This window comes from Lentzea albidocapillata subsp. violacea (genome assembly GCF_900100275.1).
Taxonomy (GTDB): domain Bacteria; phylum Actinomycetota; class Actinomycetes; order Mycobacteriales; family Pseudonocardiaceae; genus Lentzea; species Lentzea violacea.
The window spans coordinates 251,843-270,808 of sequence record NZ_FNET01000004.1; the positions used below are offsets into that span (position 1 = coordinate 251,843).

Here is an 18,966-nt window from a genome sequence, read left to right on the forward strand (position 1 = left end):
TGCCACCGCGTCGACCGTCCTTACAAGTCAGGAGAGCAGGAAGGTCAGTTGTTCGCGGCCTTGTTCTGGCTGGTCTGCTCGATGGGAGGCGCGACCTGGGGCTGCTGCGCCGGCTGCGGCTGGGCAGGCGGGAGCTGCTGGACCGGCTGCTGCACGGGCTGCTGCTGCACCGGCGCGTCGTCCGCGTCCTGGTCGCGCAGGCCCTTGGTCTCAGCCTTGAAGATCTTCGCCGACTTGCCGAGCGAACGGGCCATGTCGGGAAGCTTCTTCGCACCGAACAGCAGAATGATCACCACAGCGATGATGATCAGCTCGGTGGGTCCGAGGTTACCCATTGGTGATCCTCCTGTCTGCCCCGCTACGACGATCGTACGCGGGGTTTGCCCTGGTGCGGGCCTGTTCCCTGGGCCGCCGTTCGGCGATGGCCACCTTCAGCGCCGCGGAGCGCGCCTTGAGCAGGCCGACGCCGTTGCCGAGCCCGTCCCCCACCAGAGTGCGGGCACGGGCGAATCGACGCAAGGATCGGATGACTCGGATCGCGATCGCGATGAGCACGATCAGGCCGAGAGCGATCAGCGCCAGGGTCGGTGTGGACGGCACACGCACACGTTATACGTCTTGGGTGGACAGCAGGTGATCTGCCCGGCGCAATGCCTCTGCCGCTTGGCGAACAACCTCCTCCGCGAGCTCCGCCGGCTTTTCGACGTGCACGTCACCGCCGAGCCCGAGAAGCAGGCGGACCATCCAGGACGGGTCGTCGTAGCGCATGAGGACACGCGTGCGGCCGTCCGAGAGCTCCGCCGCGTGGTCGACCGGGTAGTACTCGGCGACCCAGTGCGCGTCCGGTTCGAGCAGCAGCACGGCGACCTTCTGGTCGTCCCGGGGGTGGAACAACCCCTCCGATGTATCGGTCAGCTGGGCGTGCGGCGGAGGCGACGACGGCTCGTCGAGCACCTGCACGTCGTCGATGCGGTCGAGCCGGAACAACCGCACGCCGAGCGCCGAACGGCACCATCCTTCGAGGTAACCGCGCCCTTCGACGAGCAGCAGACGCATCGGATCGACCACTCGGTCGCTCATGGCGTCGTGCGACTGCGAGTAGTAACGGATGCGCACGGCCCGTTCGCGCTTCACGGCGTCCTGCACGGCGGCGCGGACCTCGGCGGTCTCCCCGCGTTCGAACGCGCCGAGCCCGACGACCATGCCCGCAGGCTGGGCCTTGCCGACCGCCGCCTCGATCTTGGCCAGCGCCCGCTGCACCGCGTCCGTGTCGACGACGCCCGGAGTGTCCGCCAGCGCGCGCAGCGCGACCAGCAGCGACGCCGCCTCGGCCGCGGTCAGGCGCAGCGGCCGGTCGAGGCCGGCGTCGAACGAGACGGTGATCGTCTCGCCCTCGAACGACAGGTCGATCAGGTCGCCCGGGCCGTAGCCGGGCAGTCCGCACATCCACAGCAGCTCGAGGTCCTTACGCAGCTGCTTGGGCGTGATGCCGAAGTCGGCCGCGGCCTCCTTGACGGTGATCGCGGGCCGGTTGAGCAGGTACGGCACGAGTGCGAGCAGCCGCGGCAGCCGTTCGTTCGACGCGGTCACCGCGCTCCTTCCAGTGCGCCCTGCAGGCGGTCGCGGACCGACTTGGCCAGGACCTCGGGCTCCAGCACGACGACGTCGGGCCCGAACCCGGCGAGCCACTTGGCCGCCGAGTCGGGGAACTTCAGGTCGATCTCGACGACGTCGCCGCCGTCGCGTTCCTCGACGACCTTCGCGTGCCGCCGCAGCCCTTGCGCCCGGTCCTTGGCCACCCAGATCTTGGCGGGCGACGTGTGGTGCGGATCGGCCTGCGTGCGCGCGATGAGGCTCATCAGGTCCGTGCCCTCGGGCACGGTGAAAGCGCCGGGCTTGCCGACGGTCCGAACCGCGCCCACGACGCGGGAGAGACGGAAGCACCGCGTGTCCTGGCGTTCACGGTCCCAGCCGACGAGGTACCACTTGCCGCGCCACGCGACCACGCCCCACGGTTCGACCGTTCGTTCCTTCTGCCCGCCCGGCGGCGGCTTGCGGTAGCCGAACGCGACGACCTGCCCCGCCTGCACGGCCTGCAGCAGCGGCGGGAACGCGGGCTCGTTGGCCCGCACCTTGGGTTCGACGGCCGCGGGCGTGTCCTGGTCGACGTCCACCCCGGCGGCCCGCAGCTTGATCAACGCGCCGTGCACGGCGCCCGTGAGCTGCGGCGAGTCCCACAGCCGGGCGGCCAGCGCCACGGCGGCGGCCTCGTCGGGTTCGAGGTCGATGTCACCCAGCTCGTAATCGCGTCGCGCGATCCGGTAGCCGTCCTCCGCTCCCTCGGCGTTGGACTGCCGCCCGGTCTCGAGCGGCACGCCGAGATCGCGCAGCTCGGACTTGTCCCGTTCGAACATGCGGAAGAACGCCTCGTCCGTCGGCGCTTCGTGATAGCCGGGGACGATGGCGCGGATGCGCTCCGCTGTCAGGTACTGACGGGTCGACAGCAGGCACAGCACCAGGTTGACAAGGCGTTCGGCACGTGCGATGGCCACGGACAGACCCTAACGCGTGCGCGCGCCGAAACCTCATCACCACCTGTCGTCAACGGTCCGTTCAGAACAACTCGCGTAACTCGCGGACCAGTTCGACGGGTGCTTCCTCGGCCATGTGGTGCCCGCAGTCGAGGGAACGAACCCGCACGTCGTCCGCCCATTCGGCCCAGATCGCGGGCAGGTCGCCGTACAGGTCGCCGAGGTCGTCCTTGGCCGAGGAGAGAGCGAGCACCGGACACGTGATCCTGCGTCCCGCGGCCAGGTCCTCGTCGTCGTGGTGGCGGTCGATCTCCAGCCCGGCGCGGTAGTCACCGCACATCGCGAGCACGGTCTCGGGGTCGTGGATCGCCCGCTGGAAGTCGGCCCAGTTCTCCACGCCCATCGCGAGTGGCGTGTCGTGGTGGCGGCCGCCGTACCAGAGACCGGGGTTCTCGTTGATCATCGCGGCGGCGAGCTCCTGCCGGGCCAGGAAGAACCAGTGGTACCAGGCCTGGGCGAACCGGGCGTCGCACCGGCTCAGGTGGGCACCGATCGGCAGTCCGTCCAGCACGGCCAGGTGCGTGACCCGGTCCGGGTGGTCGAGCGCCAGCCTGATCGCCGCGGCGGCCCCGCGGTCGTGGCCGACGACGGCGAACTCCTCGTGGCCGAGCCCCCGCATCAGGTTCACGAAGTCGCGGGCCATCGCCCGTTTCGAGTAGTCACCGGGTTTGCTGGATTCGCCGTAACCGCGCAGATCCGGGCACACGACCGTGTGGTCCTCCGCGAGCAGCGGCGCGACACGGTGCCAGGTGGTGTGGGTACGGGGGTGGCCGTGCAAGAGGAGGACCGGCGGCCCTGCACCGCCGGTCCTCACTCGCAGATTGGCCTCGCCGACGTCCCTGCAACGCAACGAGAATCCGTCGAACACCTGCATCGGCTACCCCGCACGGGAGCAGCCGACACGTCCTTTTTCGCCGGAGGCCCGGCCGGCGTTACACCGCGACGAGGAGGGGCCTCCTCGCCCAGTCGCCGCACGACATCGGTCCGCCACCCCGTGCGGACGCCGACGCAATGCGGCACTCCACTCACGTGCGACCGACACGGCCCTTCTCGCCGGCCGCCCAGCAGGTGTGCCCGACGCAGTCCACGGTGTCGAAACTCCCCGTGTCCGCGACCTTCCAGGTCCTGCCGTCCCTGCTGGTGTCCGTCCCGGACGGACCGACCGCGACCAAGCCGTTGCCGCGGTAGGCGATACCCGACCGGTACCCGACGGGAGCCTGCCTGCCCGCCGTCCAGCCGCGTCCGTCGTTGGTCGCGAACGCCGGCGTCGGGTCGGTCGGCTTGAGGTAGTCGCCACCGATCGCCACACCGCGCCACGGCGTCTTGAACGCCACCGCGAACACCCCGGCCGCCTCGCCGGACGGCAACGGCACCTCGCTCGCCTGCCACGACCGGCCGCCGTCGCGCGACTCCAGCACCCGTGCCTTCGCGCCACCGCCGGTCGCGATCCACGCGTGGTTGCCGCTGGTCGTCACGCACTGCCCGGACGCCGCGAACGCGAACTCGCCCGGCAGCGCGTCCGGCATGCCCACCGTGGCGTTGACGTGCCACGACCGTCCGCCGTCCCACGTCCGCAGCACCCGGAACTTGCCGTCGACGGGGTCGCTCAGCGCCAGCCCGCGGAACCGGTCGAAGAACGCCACGCAGTCGTAGAACGCCTTCGGGTCGGTGTTGCGGAACTCCTCGTGCCAGGTCCGGCCGCCGTCGGACGTGCGATAGATCCGTGACGACTCGCCCTCCCCGATCGACAGCGCCACGGCGTTGCGCGCGTCGAAGGCCTCGATGTCGCGGAACTCGAGCGCCTCGGTGCCGGGCGGGCCCACCGACTCCCACGTCCGGCCGGCGTTCACGGTGCGCAGGACGGTGCCCTTGGAGCCGCTCGCCCACGCGACCTGACCGGACACGGCGGACAGGCCGCGCAGGCGGGCGTCGGTGCCGGTCGGCTTCAGTTCCCAGTAGGTGTCCGTCGCCGCAGCCACCCCGGGAAGAACCAGAAGTGCGGCGAGCGCCGCCGCGATGATCCTCATGCGGTCACTCTGGTCGAGCCGGTGATCGCTTCCTACCCCCGATCGGCGGTCAGGGCGCGATCCGGGCCAGGTCCACCCTGGAGCCGATGGCGAGCTTGCGGTAGATCTGCCGCAGGTGGAACCCGACCGTGTGCGGTGAGATGAAGAGTTCCTTCGCCACCTGGCGGTTGGTCAGGCCGTCCGCGACGAGCCGGGCGACCTTCTGCTCGGTGCCGGTGAGGCTGTCCCAGCCGGTGCGCGGCCTGGGTTCCGGTTCGTGGTCGTCCTGACGCCGCGCCGTGGTGCGGCGCCGCCGGACGCCGAGCCTGCGCAGGGTGCGGCGCACTCGGGCGGAGTCGAGCTCGGCCTCGATCTCGTCGTAGCCGCCGAGCGCGTGGTTGAGCTCGAGGACCGCCTGCTCCCGGTCGGTGTCGAGGTGGACGGCCGCGATGTCCTCCGCGAGAGAGGCTTTCGTCCACGGGTCGGTGCATCTGTCCCGCAGTTCCGCCAGCGCGCCGGTGTCCTGTTTCACCAATGCACGGCCGTGTGCGGCAGCGACGACGACCGACTCGTGCTTCGGGTTGGCGCGGGCCAGGTCCTCGGCCGTGCTCGCGAACAGTTCGGCGAGGACGTGGTCGTCGGCGGCCATGGCGGTGCGCACGCACCACGCCGTCGCGGTCGGTGCCTCCATCAGCAGCTGCGGGCAGAGCCCCGGGTCTTCCGCGAACGGGCGGATCTCGTCGATCGCCGCCGCCGCGCCGTCGCCGGCCGCGGCCACCTGACCCGCGATCAGCCGCAGCGTCACCGCGCACGGGTGGGTGGGCCCGGCGGGGATCGACTCCTCCAGCCGGCGCAGCCCGTCGGTGGCGGTGACCAGATCGCCCCGGCGAAGTGCGCAGAGCACCAGCACCGCGCCGAGCTGGGGCTGGAACAACGGCATCTCGGCGCTCTCGGAGGCCGCGAGACCGGTGGTCGCGGCCGCTTCGGCGGCGGCGACCTCGCCCTGGGCCAGCAGCACGGCCGCGCGCAGCGTGAGCGGGACCGACGTCATCACACCTGTTCCGTGCGCTTCCGCCGTGCCGCAGGCCTCGTCCACCGCGGCGAGCGCCTCGTCGAGCCGGCCGAGCCTGGTGAGGAGCCACACCTTCGTCCACAGTGGATCGCTCTGCCAGATCCTGGTCAGCTCGTCGCGCACGGCCACGGCCGCCTCGGCGGCCTCGATCGCCACGTCGAGGTTCCCCTCGCGCCAGCTCGCCATCGCCCGCACGGTCAGCGCGGCGGCCAGCACGTCCGAGTTGAACTGGCCGGCCTGCGCCAGCACCTGGTCCGCCATGCCGATCGCCGCGGTGAGGTTGTGCAGCGACAAGATGTTGAGCAGCAACAACTCCGGGGACAGGTCGTGCCCGTCGGTGGCGGCCTCGGTGACCTCCAGACCGACGGTGCACACCGTCGTGGCGTCACCGCGCAGCATCTGGGCGATGGCCTGCCAGGTGCGCAGCACGGACGCCGACTGCACGTGGCCGGGGTCGTCGGGGTGCAGCAGGTCCCGCGCGAGCTCCACGGCCTGGCTGAGTCTGCCCATCCGGACAAGGGCCGCGGCCGCCGTGACGCCGAGCGCGATCCGGTTCGGCTCGCCCGGTGCGGTGATCCTCAGGCCGTTGATCGCGAGCGCCGCGGCCGCCTCCGGGGAGTCCGGCAGCAGGCTCTGCGCGGCCGCGTCGACAGCGCTGACGGCCTCCGCGTCCCCGGTGCGCGCGCAGTGCACCAGGTGCACCGCGACGGACACGGCGTCCCGGTGCTCACGGCCGAGCAGCATCGTCACCGCCTGCCGGTGCAACGCCGAGCGCATCGGCTCCGGCACGGACCCGAGCACGGCCCGCCACACCGGTTCCCGGTGGAAGAGGAACTCGGCACCGCCACCGCGCAGGAACCCGGCGGCGAGTGCTTCGCGCAGCGGCCGCAGCAGCACGGCCACGGGCTCGCCCAGCATCTCCGCCAGGTCCTCCGGGGCGAAGCCGCAGCCGAGCACCGCCGCGACCTGGAGCACGTCCTGCGCCTGGGGCGACAGCCCGTGCAGCCGCTCGCCCATCATCCGCCGGAACGGCCACGGTAGTTGCCCGGCCGGTTCCGGTGACACGGCGCAGGCGATGCCGCGCTCCATCGGGCCCGCCATCAGCCGGGCGACGCCGCCGACGGCCTGGACCTGGTGGTCCCGCACCAGGTCCAGCACCACCTCGACGACCTGCAGCGGCGTGGTGCCGGCACTGCCGACCAGCGCGGCGACGTCCTGGTCCGGCTCCGCGCCCAGCACGTCCGCGGCGATGGCCAGCGCCGCGTCGTCCGGCAGTGGCGTGAGTGGTTCGATCCAGTCGCACGGAAGAACGCGCGCCATGTCCTGCAGCATCGCGTTTGCGGCCGTGGCGAACTGCTCGGCGTGCACGGCGATAAGCCAGCACACGGGCAGATCCTTGAGCTTGGCCATCACCGCGCTCACGGCGCCGAGCACCGACGGCGGCGTCCGGTGAGCGTCGTCGAGCGTGACCAGCACCGGTCCGTGCCGGAGCCGCTGGACCAGCCGCGGCTCGATCTGGGCGGCCAGCGCGCTCACGCTGACGACGTGGGGATGGTCCGTCCTGGAACCCTCCGCCGGAAAGGCGCCCGGCGACAGGTCCAGCGAGGAGAAGCCCTGCAGCGCGGCCAGGGACGTGCCTTCGGCCACCAGCCTGGTGTTGCCCGTGCCCGCGGGGGACGCCACCACCAGCATCCGTGCCTGCCGGGACTCCGCCGCCGCCTGGATGAACCGCCTTATCCTCCGCGTTTCCTCGTCACGTCCGCGCAACGGGAGCGATACGGGCAGATCAACCGACTGCTCCCACGCCGCGAGATTCTCACCGAGAGGTGTGCACGACACTTAATTTTCCCTGTCCTGTGAGCACAGTGGAGAAGGATGAAAAGCGAACTTCTACGGCTCGGACAAATCTGGTTCACGCAGCCAATCAAGACGCGGATATCCAGTGGACGTGCGACCCATCGACTTCACCCCGAAAACCTCCCACCTCGTCCGCTGGGAGACTCGCGCGACCTCACCCACCATGTCAACACCCCTGGCGGACCGCGCACAGGAGCGTTCTTCAATGCTCCTGCGCGATCCGCTGCAATCACCGCGTGGAATTCCACTGCTGCCATCGGGTGATGCCGACAATCGTGACCAGCACGATCACGTCCTGATCACCGGGAGCACGCGGGGCCGTCGCGATCGGAATCCGGGGAGAGCGCTCCCATGGGACGGGGCCGAAGTGGGCCCCATTCGAGACGCGGCGCGCCGGTCCCATCGGCGAAAATTCGAAGGCCGCGCCCGTTCACACGGGGGGCGAGTTGTGAAATGTCCGGCCGGGCAGCGGCCGGCTCGTTGGACCACCTGCGCGAAACAAACGTTTGCAGCCGGGCGGATCAGTCCCGCCATCACCGTGACGCCGCAACGAGTTCGGCGTTCTCCCCGGCGGACCGGTCCTGCGACCGGCCCGCCGGCCTCCGTCAGCGCAGGGTCGCCGGCAGCACGCTCATCCGGCGGATCATCCACTCGGACTCCCACTCGAACGGCGTGGCCGTGCTCAGCCGAGCCTGCGGGAAACGGCGCAGGAACCCGCTCACCGCGATCTGGGCTTCCAGGCGCACCAGCGACGCGCCGATGCAGTAGTGCATGCCCAGGCCGAACGAGAGGTGCCCGTGGCCGCCCCGCGCGGAGTCGAAGCTGTCCGCCCCCTCCCCCGGTTCCCGGTTGGCCGCGGCGATGCTGACCTGCACGGGGGCGCCCTTGGGGATCAGGTAGCCGCCGAGCTCGATGTCCTCCAGCGGGAAGCGCCAGGTCGGGTGCGGGAACGGCGGGTGCACGCGCAGCGCCTCCTCGATCCACGACTTGATCTCGTCGTCGGTCTTCGGCCGCTCCTCCACCGGGCGCCGCAACGCCTCGAAGAGGGACGCCGAGATCAGGCTGCCCGTCGTCTCGTAGCCCGTGATGATCATGCCCAGCGTCCACACGATCACCTCGCCCTCCGTCACGGCGGCGTCGATGCCGTTGGAGGAGGCCAGCAGCCCGGTGATGACGCCGTCGCGCAGCGGCGCCGGGTCGGCCACCCAGCCCTCGACCGCCCCGTACAACGCCCGCACCGCAAGGGTCCTGGCCTCGTAGTCCGACGAGTAGAGCATCACGTCGGTGATGCTGCGCAGCTGCCGTTCCGCCTCGTCGGGCAGGCCCAGCATCTCCGAGATGAACGCCAGCGGGATCTTGTGGGTGTAGTCGGTCACGACGTTGACCTCGTTGTCCCCGAGGACACCGCGCTGTTCGAGCTCGTCGAGGAAGCCCTCGACCTTCACGCTGACGCGTTCGCCCCACCTCTCGGTGTTGCGCGGGCTCAGCACGGGCGCGTGCAGCCGCCTGATCCGCGCGTGGTCCTCCCCGTCACTCATGATCATGGCCCGCGCGTACTCCGGTGGCGGCTGGGAGCCCACCATCAGGCCCGGCTGCTTCATGAAGTCCGGTACGAGGGTGATGTCCTTGCCCATCTTCGGATGCGCGAGCGCGACCTTGACGAGCTCCCGGTCGCACACCACCCACGCGTGCTGCCCGAGGTAGGGGATCCGTACGACCGGGGCCACCCGCGCGGCGGCAAGCAGCTCGGGCATGCAGTCGAAAGGACCAGGGTCGATGGGCATGGTCGTCTCGGGGGCCTGCGGCCACGTCTTCGTCGTCCCGTTCAACGTGCGATACCTCCGGTGGGAATCTGGTCCTGGAAAACGACAGCGGACTCGATCAGGTCGGCGGCCCGCTTCGGCGCGTCGCTGCTGTTGAGGTCCACCGCGATCTCGGCGGCGCGACGCCGATAGCGCTCGTCGGTCCGCACGGTGGTGACGGCGGCGCGCAGGCTGGACTCGGTGACAGCACGGGGTTTCACGACCACGCCGACGCCGGCGTACTCGACTCTCGCTGCCACGTCGGGGTTTTCCTCCGTGGCGGGAACGACGACCAGCGGCACCCCGTGCGCGAGAGCGGCGTTGACCCCGTTGTAGCCGCCGTTGGTCATCATCACGTCCACGTGCGGAAGCAGGTGGTGGTACGGCACGAACCGTTCCATCCGGACGTTGCGCGGCAATGGAAGCAGCCGTTCTACGTCCAGTTTGCCGCCGGTGGTCAGCACGACGAGGACGTCCTCGTCGGCGAGAGCGCACACGGCGGGCACCAGCATGCGTTCGACGTCGTTGGCGGTGGTGCCCTGCGTGATCAGGACGACGGGCCGGTCCTCCGACAGCTCGTCCCACCACGACGGCGGGTCGAAGTTCTTCGGTGGCACGCCGAACAGGCCGCCGATGAAGTGGGTGCCCGGCGCCAGGTCGCGGCGCGGGAACTCGAACGACGCCACGGATCCGACCAGGTACAGGTCGGGGTAGCGGGAGATGTTCTCCATCGCCCTCGTCCTCAACCGGGGCAGCCCGACCTGCGCGCGCACGCGGTCGGCTTCCGCGCGCAGGTCCCGCATGGACACCTGGTCGCCGGCGAACCTCAGCGCGGCGTTGCGCAGGCGGTTCCACGGGTTCGTGCTCGGCCCCAGGCCCATGCCGAGCGGCCCGGTGTCGCGGCTGCCCAGGATGTAGATGGAGTTCGCCAGCCACACCAGCGGAATTCCCGTCTTCTCGCTGGCGAAGCAGGCGCCGTAACACATGTCGTCGGCGAGGATTCGGTCGGCGGGAAACCGTTGCAGCAACGCCAGGATGTCCGCGAGCTGGCCGGGAGCGGTGCGGTAGAAGATGTCGCGGACGCCGACCTTGAAGCTCTTGAGCCCGGCCAGTCCGGCGTGCCCGGGAAACGCCTCCTCCCGGCTCCTGCCGCCGAAGTCGAGTCCCTCCGTCATCGGTTCGAAGCGCGCCCCGGTCCGTTCGACCTGCTCCCGGAAGACCTCTCCGGTGTACCAGCGCACCTCGTGACCGCGGCGCGTCAGTTCCGTGGCTATCTCGAACAGGCTGACCACATGTCCTGGGGCCGGTGTCGTCGCGATCAGCACTCGGGTCAACGTCGCCTCCAGCGGCTGCTCCGGGGTGGCCGCTGAGCGGCTCGCGTCAGCATCGCCTGTTCACGGCGCTGTCCGGCGTGTCAAGACAAACCCCGCGCACTTGCGCAGGGGCCGGTCGGCTTCCATCCGTCTTGATACCGCTCACACACCCGCGAGCCCGTTCACGACCGGCTCTGTCGGGGGATACGGGCGCACCGCCGCCGCCCCAACAATGGCGCCAGATCGAATTCCCCGCCCGCCGCTAGCGCACCGGAAGGGAAGTCCGCGGTGACAACGCTGCAAGAGGTCAACGGGCTCGACGCCATCGGTGAGAGGAAGAACGTCACCGTCATCGGCGCGGGTGTCGCCGGGCTCGTGGCGGCTTACGAGCTGGAGCGTCTCGGCCACGAGGTGGAGATCGTCGAGGCCGGCGACAGGATCGGCGGGCGCGTCCACACCCACCGCTTCACGGGCGAGGGCGAGGCCGGGCCGTTCGCCGAGCTCGGTGCGATGCGCATTCCTTCCGCACACCGCCTGACCCTGCACTACATCGCGGAACTCGGCCTGCGGGACCAGGTGCTGCCGTTCCACACGATCTTCTCCGACGACGCGGCCTATCTGCCCAGCTCGTCCGGCTATCTGCGCGTGCGCGACGCACACGACGTGCTCGTCAGCGACTTCGCCTCCGGGGTGCCCGCGGGGCGGTACCGCGACGGCACCCTGCTGTTCGGTGCCTGGCTGGACGCGACCATCAGGGCCATCGCGCCGCGCCAGTTCTACAACGGCATGCACGGCGAGATCGGCACCGGTCTGCTCGACCTGGTCGAGCAGGTCGACCTGACGCCGTACCGCCGCGGCCACAACGGCACCATGATCGACCTGCACGCCTTCTACGCGGGCAACCCGCGCATCCGTTCGCTGGTGCCGCCGCACCTGGAGCGCTTCCTCGACGACGTGCTCGACGAGACCAGCTCCGACATCGTGCGGCTGCGCGACGGCATGGACCTGATCCCCCGCAGCCTCGCGACCCGCCTGCTCGGCAGGATCACCCTCGGGCAGGAGGTCACCGGGATCGAGGTCCGCGACCGGGACGTGGTCCTGAACCTGAGGCAGGGCAGCAGGTCCTTCACCAGGACCTGTGACTACGTGGTGTGCACGGTGCCGTTCACGGTGCTGCGAGGCATGCGTCTCAGCGGGTTCGACGACGAGAAGCTCGACATCATCCACGAGACGAAGTACTGGCCTGCCACGAAGGTCGCCTTCCACTGCCGCGAGGCGTTCTGGCACGAGGACGGCATCCGGGGCGGCGGCTCGTTCACCGGCGGGCACGTGCGGCAGACCTACTACCCGCCCGTCGACGGCGATCCGGCGCACGGCGCGGTGATGCTCGCCAGCTACAGCATCGGCCCGGACGCCGACGCGTTGAGCGAGCTCACCGAGCAGGAGCGAATCACGCTCATCACCAGGGAACTCGGCGTCATGCACCCCGAACTGCGCCGCCCCGGCATGGTTCTCGGCGTCGCCACGAAGGCCTGGGGCGAGCACCGCTGGTCTCTCGGCGCCGCGACGATCCGCTGGGAACAGGACTCCGCGCTGCGGGAGGCGCAGCGCCGCGAGGCGACGAGGCCGCAGAAGGGGCTCTTCTTCGCCGGGGAGCACTGCTCGTCGAAGCCCGCGTGGATCGAGGGCGCGATCGAGTCGGCGATCGACGCGGCGCACGAGATCGAGTGGTGCGAACGACGGACGGGCGTGGCGTTCCCCGCGCGCCGGCTCACGCACACGGAGAAGTCCGCATGAGCGTCTTCGACCTGCCCAGGCTGCACTTCCGCGGTACCGCCTCCACGCGCCTGCCGACGGGACCGCGCAACGGCCTGGCCGACCTGGCCACGAATACCGCCCTGACAGCGGACGGCGAACCGTTCCCGGTCCACCGCCCGCCCGCCGAGTACCACGCCCACCTCGACGAGACGGGGCCCCGGTACGACAGCGCGGGCCGCGAGACGCCCGACGGGCCGTTCAGCGCCGCCAAGGGCCGTGACTTCGCCGGCAACGGGCACTTCTCGATCAACGCGCGGGTCGTCAGCACCGAACTCGTCGCGGGCCGGCCCGGCATCGAGGATCCGGTGGTGGGCAGGGCCGTCGATTTCTGGGGCCACTACAACGAGTACCTGGCGACCACGGTCAACCGGGCGCGGATCTTCGACGTGGACCCCGCCTCGGACTGGACGACGACCCTCATGGTCGGCCAGGTGGGCTTCGGCCGCGAGGGGCGGTCGCACGACGTCGGGTACATGGCGACCGGTGCGGTCAAAGGCTTCTCGCCGCCGCGCTGGCACGCCACCGGACGTGGCTGCGGCCACTGGCAACTCGGCCGCTCGGTGGTGCACCAGTTCGTCGTGACCGACGACGACCTGCGCTGGCTGGACGAGGCGGACGTGTCGCCGGTCGCGCGGCTGCTCCGCGAGGCCGGGACCGGTGGTCTCGTCGTGCAGTTCGCCCTCGACGGCCAGTCCGCTCCCCAGGCACCGGACCAACCCTCCCAGTGGCGGCTGCACGGCACGATCGCGCCGTGGCGGCCCGGCGAGCTGCGCACGTACCCGGCCGGACGGCTGCTCGTGCCGGATCGCGGCACCCGCAACCGACTGGGCAACCTCACCGTCGCGACCTCGCCGGGCCAGGTCACGCTGAACATGATCACGGCGCCCGTACCGGCGGCCGCGGCTCGTGACCTCGAACTGCGCACGGTCCGCGACGACCGGCTGGTGGCCCGCATCCCGGCCACGGCGTACACCGAGGACGCGGCGGTGACCTCCGGCGTGGTCACGGTTCCCGGTCTGCTGTCCGAAGAGGACACCGCGGGTGACGCGCTGCGGATCGTCGCCTCGGACGGCGTGCTCCTCCTGCGGGAGCAGGAGATCAACCTCCAGGTCGACGACGCGAGCGTGTTCGTGGAGCACCCCCGGAGCGCCGACGACGCCGAGCACGACGTCGAGGTGGCGGTGCGGTCGTTCGTCCGGGGCCGCCCCGCCCCGGTGCGCGACATCGCGGTCCGGCAGTTCGCCAACCCGGCGGCCCGTCCCCGTGGGCCGGTCGGCGCCGTCGTCTCGCTGGACACCGACGTGCTCGAGACCGATGACCGCGGGCACGGCTGGTTCACCCTGCGCGGCAAGGCGGCCGGCACCGCACGGGTGCTGCTGACGGCCGTGCCCGAGCCCGCCGCGCTCGACTACGACAACGACGACAAGCTCGGTTTCTGGTCCGGTGCCGGGTACCTGAGCGTGCGGGTGCTGCCGGACGACTGGCACCTCGAAGACGTGGAGCAGGCCGACTACGACCTGGTCTACCGCGAGGTGTTCGCCTACTACGAACACCTCTTCTCCTTCATGGACAAGGAGGTCTTCAGCCTCGCGAACCGCAGCCGCACCGAGACCTACGCCAAGCTGATCTGGCAGATGTGCGATCCGCAGAACAAGTCGAAGACCTACTACATGCCGCCGACGCGCGACCTCTCCGAAGCGAAGTCGCGGCTGCTGCTGAAGTTCCTCCGCAACCAGCAGGCTCCCGGCCACCTGCTGCTGCCGGCCGAGACGACCGTGCCGAGCCGCAACCGGATCGCCACGCGCGGCCGGTTGGTCGAGATCCTGCGCGAGGCGGCGCTGATCGAGCTGGCCGTCATGCTGCAGTACCTCTACGCGGCCTACTCCGTGCCCACCTACGGCGCCGGAGCGGAGTACGTGCGGCTCGGCCTGTGGACACCCGATCAGTTGCAGCTCGCCTGCGGTGACGGCGGGGAGACCCTCGACGAGGGCATCCGGAGCATGCTGCTCGGCATCGCCCGCGAGGAGATGATCCACTTCCTGCTGGTCAACAACATCATCATGGCGCTGGGCGAACCGTTCCACGTGCCGCGGGTCGACTTCGGCACCATCAACCACGCACTGCCGGTGCCGCTGGACTTCGCGCTGGAACGGCTGGGCCTGGGCAGCGTCGAGCGCTTCACCCAGATCGAGAAGCCCGAGCACCAGGTCAGTGACGTGCGGCCGCGCGACGGTGAGCCTCAGGCACAGCGACAGGAACACGGCTACGCCTCGCTGAGCGAGCTGTACGCGGACATCCGTGAGGCCCTGCAACAGATCCCGGACCTGTTCCTGGTCGACCAGGGCAGGGGCGGCGGCGAGCACCACCTGTTCCTGCGGGAGTCGATCAACCACGAGCACCCCGACTACCAGCTGGAGGTCGACGACCTCCCGAGCGCCCTGTACGCGATCGACGTGATCACCGAGCAGGGCGAGGGTGGGGTGCTCGACGAGGACGCCGTCGAGGACTCGCACTACACGTCGTTCCTGCTGATCGGTGAACTGCTGCGCAAGGCACCGGTGACGGGCCCGCACGGCGAGCTGTGGAACCCCGCGTACCCGGTGGCCCGCAACCCGTCGTTGAACCCCGCGAGCCCCGCCGTCGAGACGGTGACGGACCCGGACGCCCGCACGGTCATGCAGATCTTCAACGAGTCGTACTTCATGGCCCTGCAGCTGATGGCCCAGCACTTCGGCGAACGCCCGGACGCGAGCCTGCGCCGGTCCGACCTGATGAACGCGGCCATCGACATCATGGCGGGGCTGATGCGCCCGCTGGCCGAACTGCTGGTGACGCTCCCGTCCGGGCGGCGCGGCACGACGGCCGGGCCCTCGTTCGAACTCCCCGACGTGCCCGCCGCGATCTCACGGCCGGACGTGGCCCGGCGGTCGATCGCGTTGCGGCTGGACGACATCGCGGCCCAGTGCGCCAAGTGCGCCCTCGTGCCCGCGCGAGTCGGCGAGCTGAGCACGTTCTGGGCGGACCACTTCCGCGCACAGGCCGGAGGGCTGTGACATGACGCTGCCCCGGTTCAGCCTCCAGGGCTGGTCCGCCGAGGACATCTCCGACCCGTACCCGGTGTACCGGCGCTACCGCGAGGTCCGGTCCGTCCACGAGGGCGCGGACGCGTTCTACGTCTTCGGCTACGACGACGTGGTGAAAGTGCTGTCCGACCGCAACTTCGGCCGCGTGGCAAGCTCCACTGAGGACGGTGTGCCGCTGTCCCTGCCGGTGCCGCCGGAGTTCGTCACCCTGCGCTCGGTCGTGGAGAACTGGCTCGTCTTCCTCGACCCGCCCGAGCACACGCGGCTGCGGTCGTCGCTGCAGAAGGAGTTCTCGGCCGGGGTGGTCACCGCGTTGCGGCCGCGCATCGCCCGCATCGCCGGGGAGTTGCTGTCACGGCTCGGGGGCCGGGCCGACCTGGTCGAGGGCTTCGCGGCGCCGTTCCCGATCATGGTGATCTGCGAGCTCCTCGGTGTTCCCGCCCAGGACCACCAACGGCTGCGTGACCTGGCCGTGGCGTTGCAGGGCGCCAGCACCACCCGGACCGGCGAGTCGAGGCACGTCGACGCGGAGGACGCCGCGCGGGAACTCACCGACTACTTCCGCGACCAGGCGGAGCGACGGCAGCCAGGCGCGGACGACCTGATCGCGTTGATGCTCGGCATCCCGCTGAGCACGGAACGCATCGTCGGCACCTGCGTCCACCTGCTGACGGCAGGACACGAGACCACGACCAACTCGCTGGCCAAGGCGGCACTGGTCCTGCGCGCCCACCCGGAGCTGATCGCCGACCTGCGCGACTACCCGGACCTGGTGCCGACCGCCGTGGAGGAACTGCTGCGTTACGACCCGCCGGTGCAGGCGGTGACGCGCTGGGCCCGCGAGGACACCGTCGTCGGCGGCATCTCCATCCCCGCCGACAGCCGCGTGATCGCGTTGCTCGGCTCGGCGAACAGGGACCCCTCCCGCTTCTCCCGGCCGGACGTCGTGGACGTGCACCGGCCGGCGGAACGGCAACTCGCGTTCGGCATCGGCATCCACTACTGCCTCGGCGCGACGCTGGCCCGCGCCGAGCTGGAGATCGGCCTGCGCGCGCTGCTGGACGGCCTGCCCGGCTGGGAACGAGCGGCCCACCACGTCGAGTACGCCGCCGACATGGTCTTCCACGGCCCGGCACGACTCCTGCTCGACCTGACCGACAGCTTGGAAGGGACGCACCCGTGACATCGCAGACCGACGCCGTCGGCGGCAAGTACGACCAGTTCGCGCAGGCCGGCACGACGGAGGCCCTGGGCGGCAACATCCACGCGGGCTACTGGGACTCGGGCGCCGAGCACGTGCCGATGGCCGCAGCGACCGACCGGCTCACCGACCTGGTCGGCGAACGCCTCGCCCTGCGCCCCGGCGACCGGGTCCTCGACGTGGGCTGCGGCAACGGTTTCCCGGCCATGCGCATCGCCGGGACCCACGACGTGCACGTCACCGGGATCACGGTGTCGCAGCAGGAGGTGGACCGCGCGACCGAACTCGCGGCGGGCTCGGACCGTGTCACGTTCCGGCTCGCCGACGCCGCCTCCCTGCCCGGCGACCTCGGCACGTTCGACGCCGTCTTCGCGATCGAGTCGTTGCTGCACCTGCCGGACCAGGCGTCGGCCTTGGCGCGGCTGCGCCGTTTCGTCCGTCCCGGTGGACGGCTGGTCGTGGCGGACCTGTGCCAGCGCGAACCCTTCACCGGCGCGGGCGAGGCGGTGCTGGCCGGGATGATCCGCACGCTCGAGATCGCCGGGATCAACTCCGAGCAGGAACACCGGGCGAGTCTGCAGAAGGCCGGGTGGGACCTGCTGGAGCTGCTCGACATCGGCGAGAACGTGCGGCCGAGCTACGAGCAGGCGGCCGCCGCGTTCCGCCGGATCGCCGACTCGGCACCACCCTTCGCGGCCGCGGACATCATCACGGCCGCGGAGCTCATGGCGGCGTTCGGGGAGAACCCGAGCAGTGGCTACGTCCTGATCACCGCCCGACGGCCGTAGAAGGGCTCCGCCATGACTGCCCAGCTGAGCGAGCCCGCCACCCTGCGCGCTCGCGGAAACGCCGGCCACCTGCACCGCATCGCCCTGTCCGCCGCTACCCGGCAGGGCGCGCACATGCGCACCTCGGACGTGCGCGCCTGGCTCGCGCAACGCCGCCAGGCCAACGTTCTGCAGGTCGAACGCGTCCCGTTCGCCGACCTCGACCAGTGGCACTTCGTGAGGTCCACCGGTGATCTCGTGCACGCGAGCGGCCGGTTCTTCGCGATCGAGGGCCTGCACGTGGTGGAGCACGACGGCCCGCACGGCGACGGCCCGTACCGCGAATGGCAGCAGCCCGTCATCAAGCAGCCCGAAGTCGGGATCCTGGGCATTCTGTGCAAGGAGATCGACGGCGTCCTGCACTTCCTGATGCAGGCCAAGATGGAGCCGGGCAATCCCAACCTGGTGCAGCTGTCCCCCACCGTCCAGGCGACCCGCAGCAACTACACCGGGGCGCACGGCGGCTCCAGCGTGAAGCTGCTGGAGCACTTCGCCGACCTCGACCGCGACCAGGTCGTCGTCGACGTCCTGCAGGCCGAGCAGGGGTCGTGGTTCTTCCGCAAGTCCAACCGCAACATGATCGTCGAGACCTCCGCGGAGATCGCCGAGGACGACGACTTCCGCTGGCTCACCCTCGGGCAGATCGCGGAGCTGCTGCACGAGGACGAGACGGTGAACATGAACGCGCGCAGCGTGCTGTCCTGTCTTCCTTACTACGACCCGAATCCCGGCGCGCTGCACTCCGACGTCCAGCTGCTGTCGTGGTTCACCGGCGAACGGGCGCGCCACGACGTGCGGACCACGCGCATCCCGCTGGCGTCCGTGGAGGGCTGGAAGCGCGGACCCGACGCCGTCGAGCACGAGGACGGCCGGTACTTCAAGGTCGTGGCGGTCGCCGTGCACGGCAGCAACCGGGAGCGGATCAGCTGGACCCAGCCGCTGCTGGAGTCGGTCGACATGGGTGTCTCCGCGTTCCTGGTGCGCGACTTCGGCGGCGTCCAGCACGTGCTGGTGCACGCCCGTGCCGACGGAGGTTTCCTCGACACCGTCGAGCTCGCGCCCACCGTGCAGTGCACGCCGCGCAACTACGAGCACCTCCCCGCCGACGACCGGCCGCCGTTCCTCGACGTGGTGCTGCGGGCCGAGCGCTCCCGCATCCGTTACGACGCAGTGCATTCAGAGGAGGGCGGCCGGTTCCTGAACACCCGGTGCCGCTACCTCACCGTCGAGGCCGATCCCTCGCTGGTGCCGTCCGAGCCGCCTCGCGGCTTCGTCTGGGCCACGCCCGCGCAGCTGACCACGCTGGCACGGCACGGCCACTACCTCAACGTGGAGGCGCGCACGCTGCTGGCGTGCATGAACGCCGCCTCCGCCTGGCCACGGGGACTGGTGTGAG

The 18,966-nt window shown here is 70.6% G+C and carries 14 protein-coding genes; 5 read left to right on the top strand and 9 right to left on the bottom strand.

Annotation, left to right across the window (positions count from 1 at the left end):
- Positions 1-44 precede the first annotated feature (44 nt).
- From tatA to BLR21_RS11675, 9 genes are all read right to left on the bottom strand, one after another.
- On the bottom strand, positions 45-335 hold the full coding sequence (gene tatA / locus BLR21_RS11635; protein ID WP_030477156.1) for a Sec-independent protein translocase subunit TatA: 291 nt from the start codon (positions 333-335) through the stop codon (positions 45-47).
- Positions 328-600, bottom strand: a complete 273-nt coding sequence (locus tag BLR21_RS11640) for a bacteriophage holin (protein ID WP_143027687.1) — start codon at positions 598-600, stop codon at positions 328-330. Before BLR21_RS11640 ends, tatA begins: the two co-directional genes overlap by 8 nt.
- Before the next feature lie 9 nt (positions 601-609).
- Positions 610-1,590, bottom strand: coding sequence for a helix-turn-helix transcriptional regulator (locus tag BLR21_RS11645; RefSeq protein WP_090005841.1), 981 nt, complete (start codon positions 1,588-1,590; stop codon positions 610-612).
- Positions 1,587-2,552: a helix-turn-helix transcriptional regulator gene (locus tag BLR21_RS11650; RefSeq protein WP_090005842.1), complete on the bottom strand. Its 966-nt coding sequence runs from the start codon at positions 2,550-2,552 to the stop codon at positions 1,587-1,589. The genes BLR21_RS11645 and BLR21_RS11650 overlap by 4 nt, the downstream gene beginning before the upstream one ends.
- A gap of 61 nt (positions 2,553-2,613) precedes the next feature.
- The gene (locus tag BLR21_RS11655) at positions 2,614-3,465 is read right to left on the bottom strand and encodes an alpha/beta fold hydrolase (protein WP_338061042.1); all 852 of its coding nucleotides are present in this window, start codon (positions 3,463-3,465) and stop codon (positions 2,614-2,616) included.
- Positions 3,466-3,616: 151 nt separating this feature from the next.
- Positions 3,617-4,618 (bottom strand): WD40/YVTN/BNR-like repeat-containing protein, encoded by a 1,002-nt coding sequence (locus BLR21_RS11660; protein WP_090005843.1) that lies wholly within the window; start codon positions 4,616-4,618, stop codon positions 3,617-3,619.
- A 49-nt stretch (positions 4,619-4,667) separates the two neighbouring features.
- Positions 4,668-7,361: a helix-turn-helix transcriptional regulator gene (locus BLR21_RS11665; RefSeq protein ID WP_090005844.1), complete on the bottom strand. Its 2,694-nt coding sequence runs from the start codon at positions 7,359-7,361 to the stop codon at positions 4,668-4,670.
- A 770-nt stretch (positions 7,362-8,131) separates the two neighbouring features.
- Positions 8,132-9,280, bottom strand: a complete 1,149-nt coding sequence (locus BLR21_RS11670) for a cytochrome P450 (RefSeq protein WP_218130850.1) — start codon at positions 9,278-9,280, stop codon at positions 8,132-8,134.
- Between the two features lie 71 nt (positions 9,281-9,351).
- A complete protein-coding gene (locus BLR21_RS11675; protein WP_090005845.1) occupies positions 9,352-10,653 on the bottom strand; it encodes a glycosyltransferase in 1,302 nt (433 codons plus the stop codon).
- Between the two features lie 192 nt (positions 10,654-10,845).
- On the opposite strand from BLR21_RS11675, the gene BLR21_RS11680 reads away from it, so the two are divergent.
- Genes BLR21_RS11680 through BLR21_RS11700 form a run of 5 tightly spaced genes read left to right on the top strand, consistent with a single transcriptional unit; the run spans position 10,846 to position 18,965 of the window.
- Positions 10,846-12,438 carry a flavin monoamine oxidase family protein gene (locus BLR21_RS11680; RefSeq protein ID WP_090005846.1) on the top strand — a complete coding sequence of 531 codons (1,593 nt, stop codon included), beginning with the start codon at positions 10,846-10,848 and terminating at the stop codon, positions 12,436-12,438.
- On the top strand, positions 12,435-15,512 hold the full coding sequence (locus BLR21_RS11685) for a ferritin-like domain-containing protein (protein WP_090005847.1): 3,078 nt from the start codon (positions 12,435-12,437) through the stop codon (positions 15,510-15,512). Before BLR21_RS11680 ends, BLR21_RS11685 begins: the two co-directional genes overlap by 4 nt.
- A gap of 1 nt (position 15,513) precedes the next feature.
- Positions 15,514-16,725: a cytochrome P450 gene (locus BLR21_RS11690; RefSeq protein WP_090005848.1), complete on the top strand. Its 1,212-nt coding sequence runs from the start codon at positions 15,514-15,516 to the stop codon at positions 16,723-16,725.
- The gene (locus BLR21_RS11695) at positions 16,722-17,531 is read left to right on the top strand and encodes an SAM-dependent methyltransferase (protein WP_090005849.1); all 810 of its coding nucleotides are present in this window, start codon (positions 16,722-16,724) and stop codon (positions 17,529-17,531) included. The genes BLR21_RS11690 and BLR21_RS11695 overlap by 4 nt, the downstream gene beginning before the upstream one ends.
- A 12-nt stretch (positions 17,532-17,543) precedes the next feature.
- A complete protein-coding gene (locus BLR21_RS11700; RefSeq protein WP_176929595.1) occupies positions 17,544-18,965 on the top strand; it encodes an NDP-hexose 2,3-dehydratase family protein in 1,422 nt (473 codons plus the stop codon).
- The last annotated feature ends 1 nt before the right edge of the window (position 18,966 follow it).

What these genes read in the sequence shown, in the direction of transcription:
- tatA (WP_030477156.1), bottom strand. Translation starts at nt 335, where the DNA reads ATGGGTAACCTCGGACCCACCGAGCTGATCATCATCGCTGTGGTGATC.
- BLR21_RS11700 (WP_176929595.1), top strand. Translation starts at nt 17,544, where the DNA reads ATGACTGCCCAGCTGAGCGAGCCCGCCACCCTGCGCGCTCGCGGAAAC.
- BLR21_RS11670 (WP_218130850.1), bottom strand. Translation starts at nt 9,280, where the DNA reads ATGCCCGAGCTGCTTGCCGCCGCGCGGGTGGCCCCGGTCGTACGGATC.
- BLR21_RS11665 (WP_090005844.1), bottom strand. Translation starts at nt 7,361, where the DNA reads ATGCTGGTGGTGGCGTCCCCCGCGGGCACGGGCAACACCAGGCTGGTG.
- BLR21_RS11685 (WP_090005847.1), top strand. Translation starts at nt 12,435, where the DNA reads ATGAGCGTCTTCGACCTGCCCAGGCTGCACTTCCGCGGTACCGCCTCC.
- BLR21_RS11690 (WP_090005848.1), top strand. Translation starts at nt 15,514, where the DNA reads ATGACGCTGCCCCGGTTCAGCCTCCAGGGCTGGTCCGCCGAGGACATC.
- BLR21_RS11660 (WP_090005843.1), bottom strand. Translation starts at nt 4,618, where the DNA reads ATGAGGATCATCGCGGCGGCGCTCGCCGCACTTCTGGTTCTTCCCGGG.
- BLR21_RS11655 (WP_338061042.1), bottom strand. Translation starts at nt 3,465, where the DNA reads ATGCAGGTGTTCGACGGATTCTCGTTGCGTTGCAGGGACGTCGGCGAG.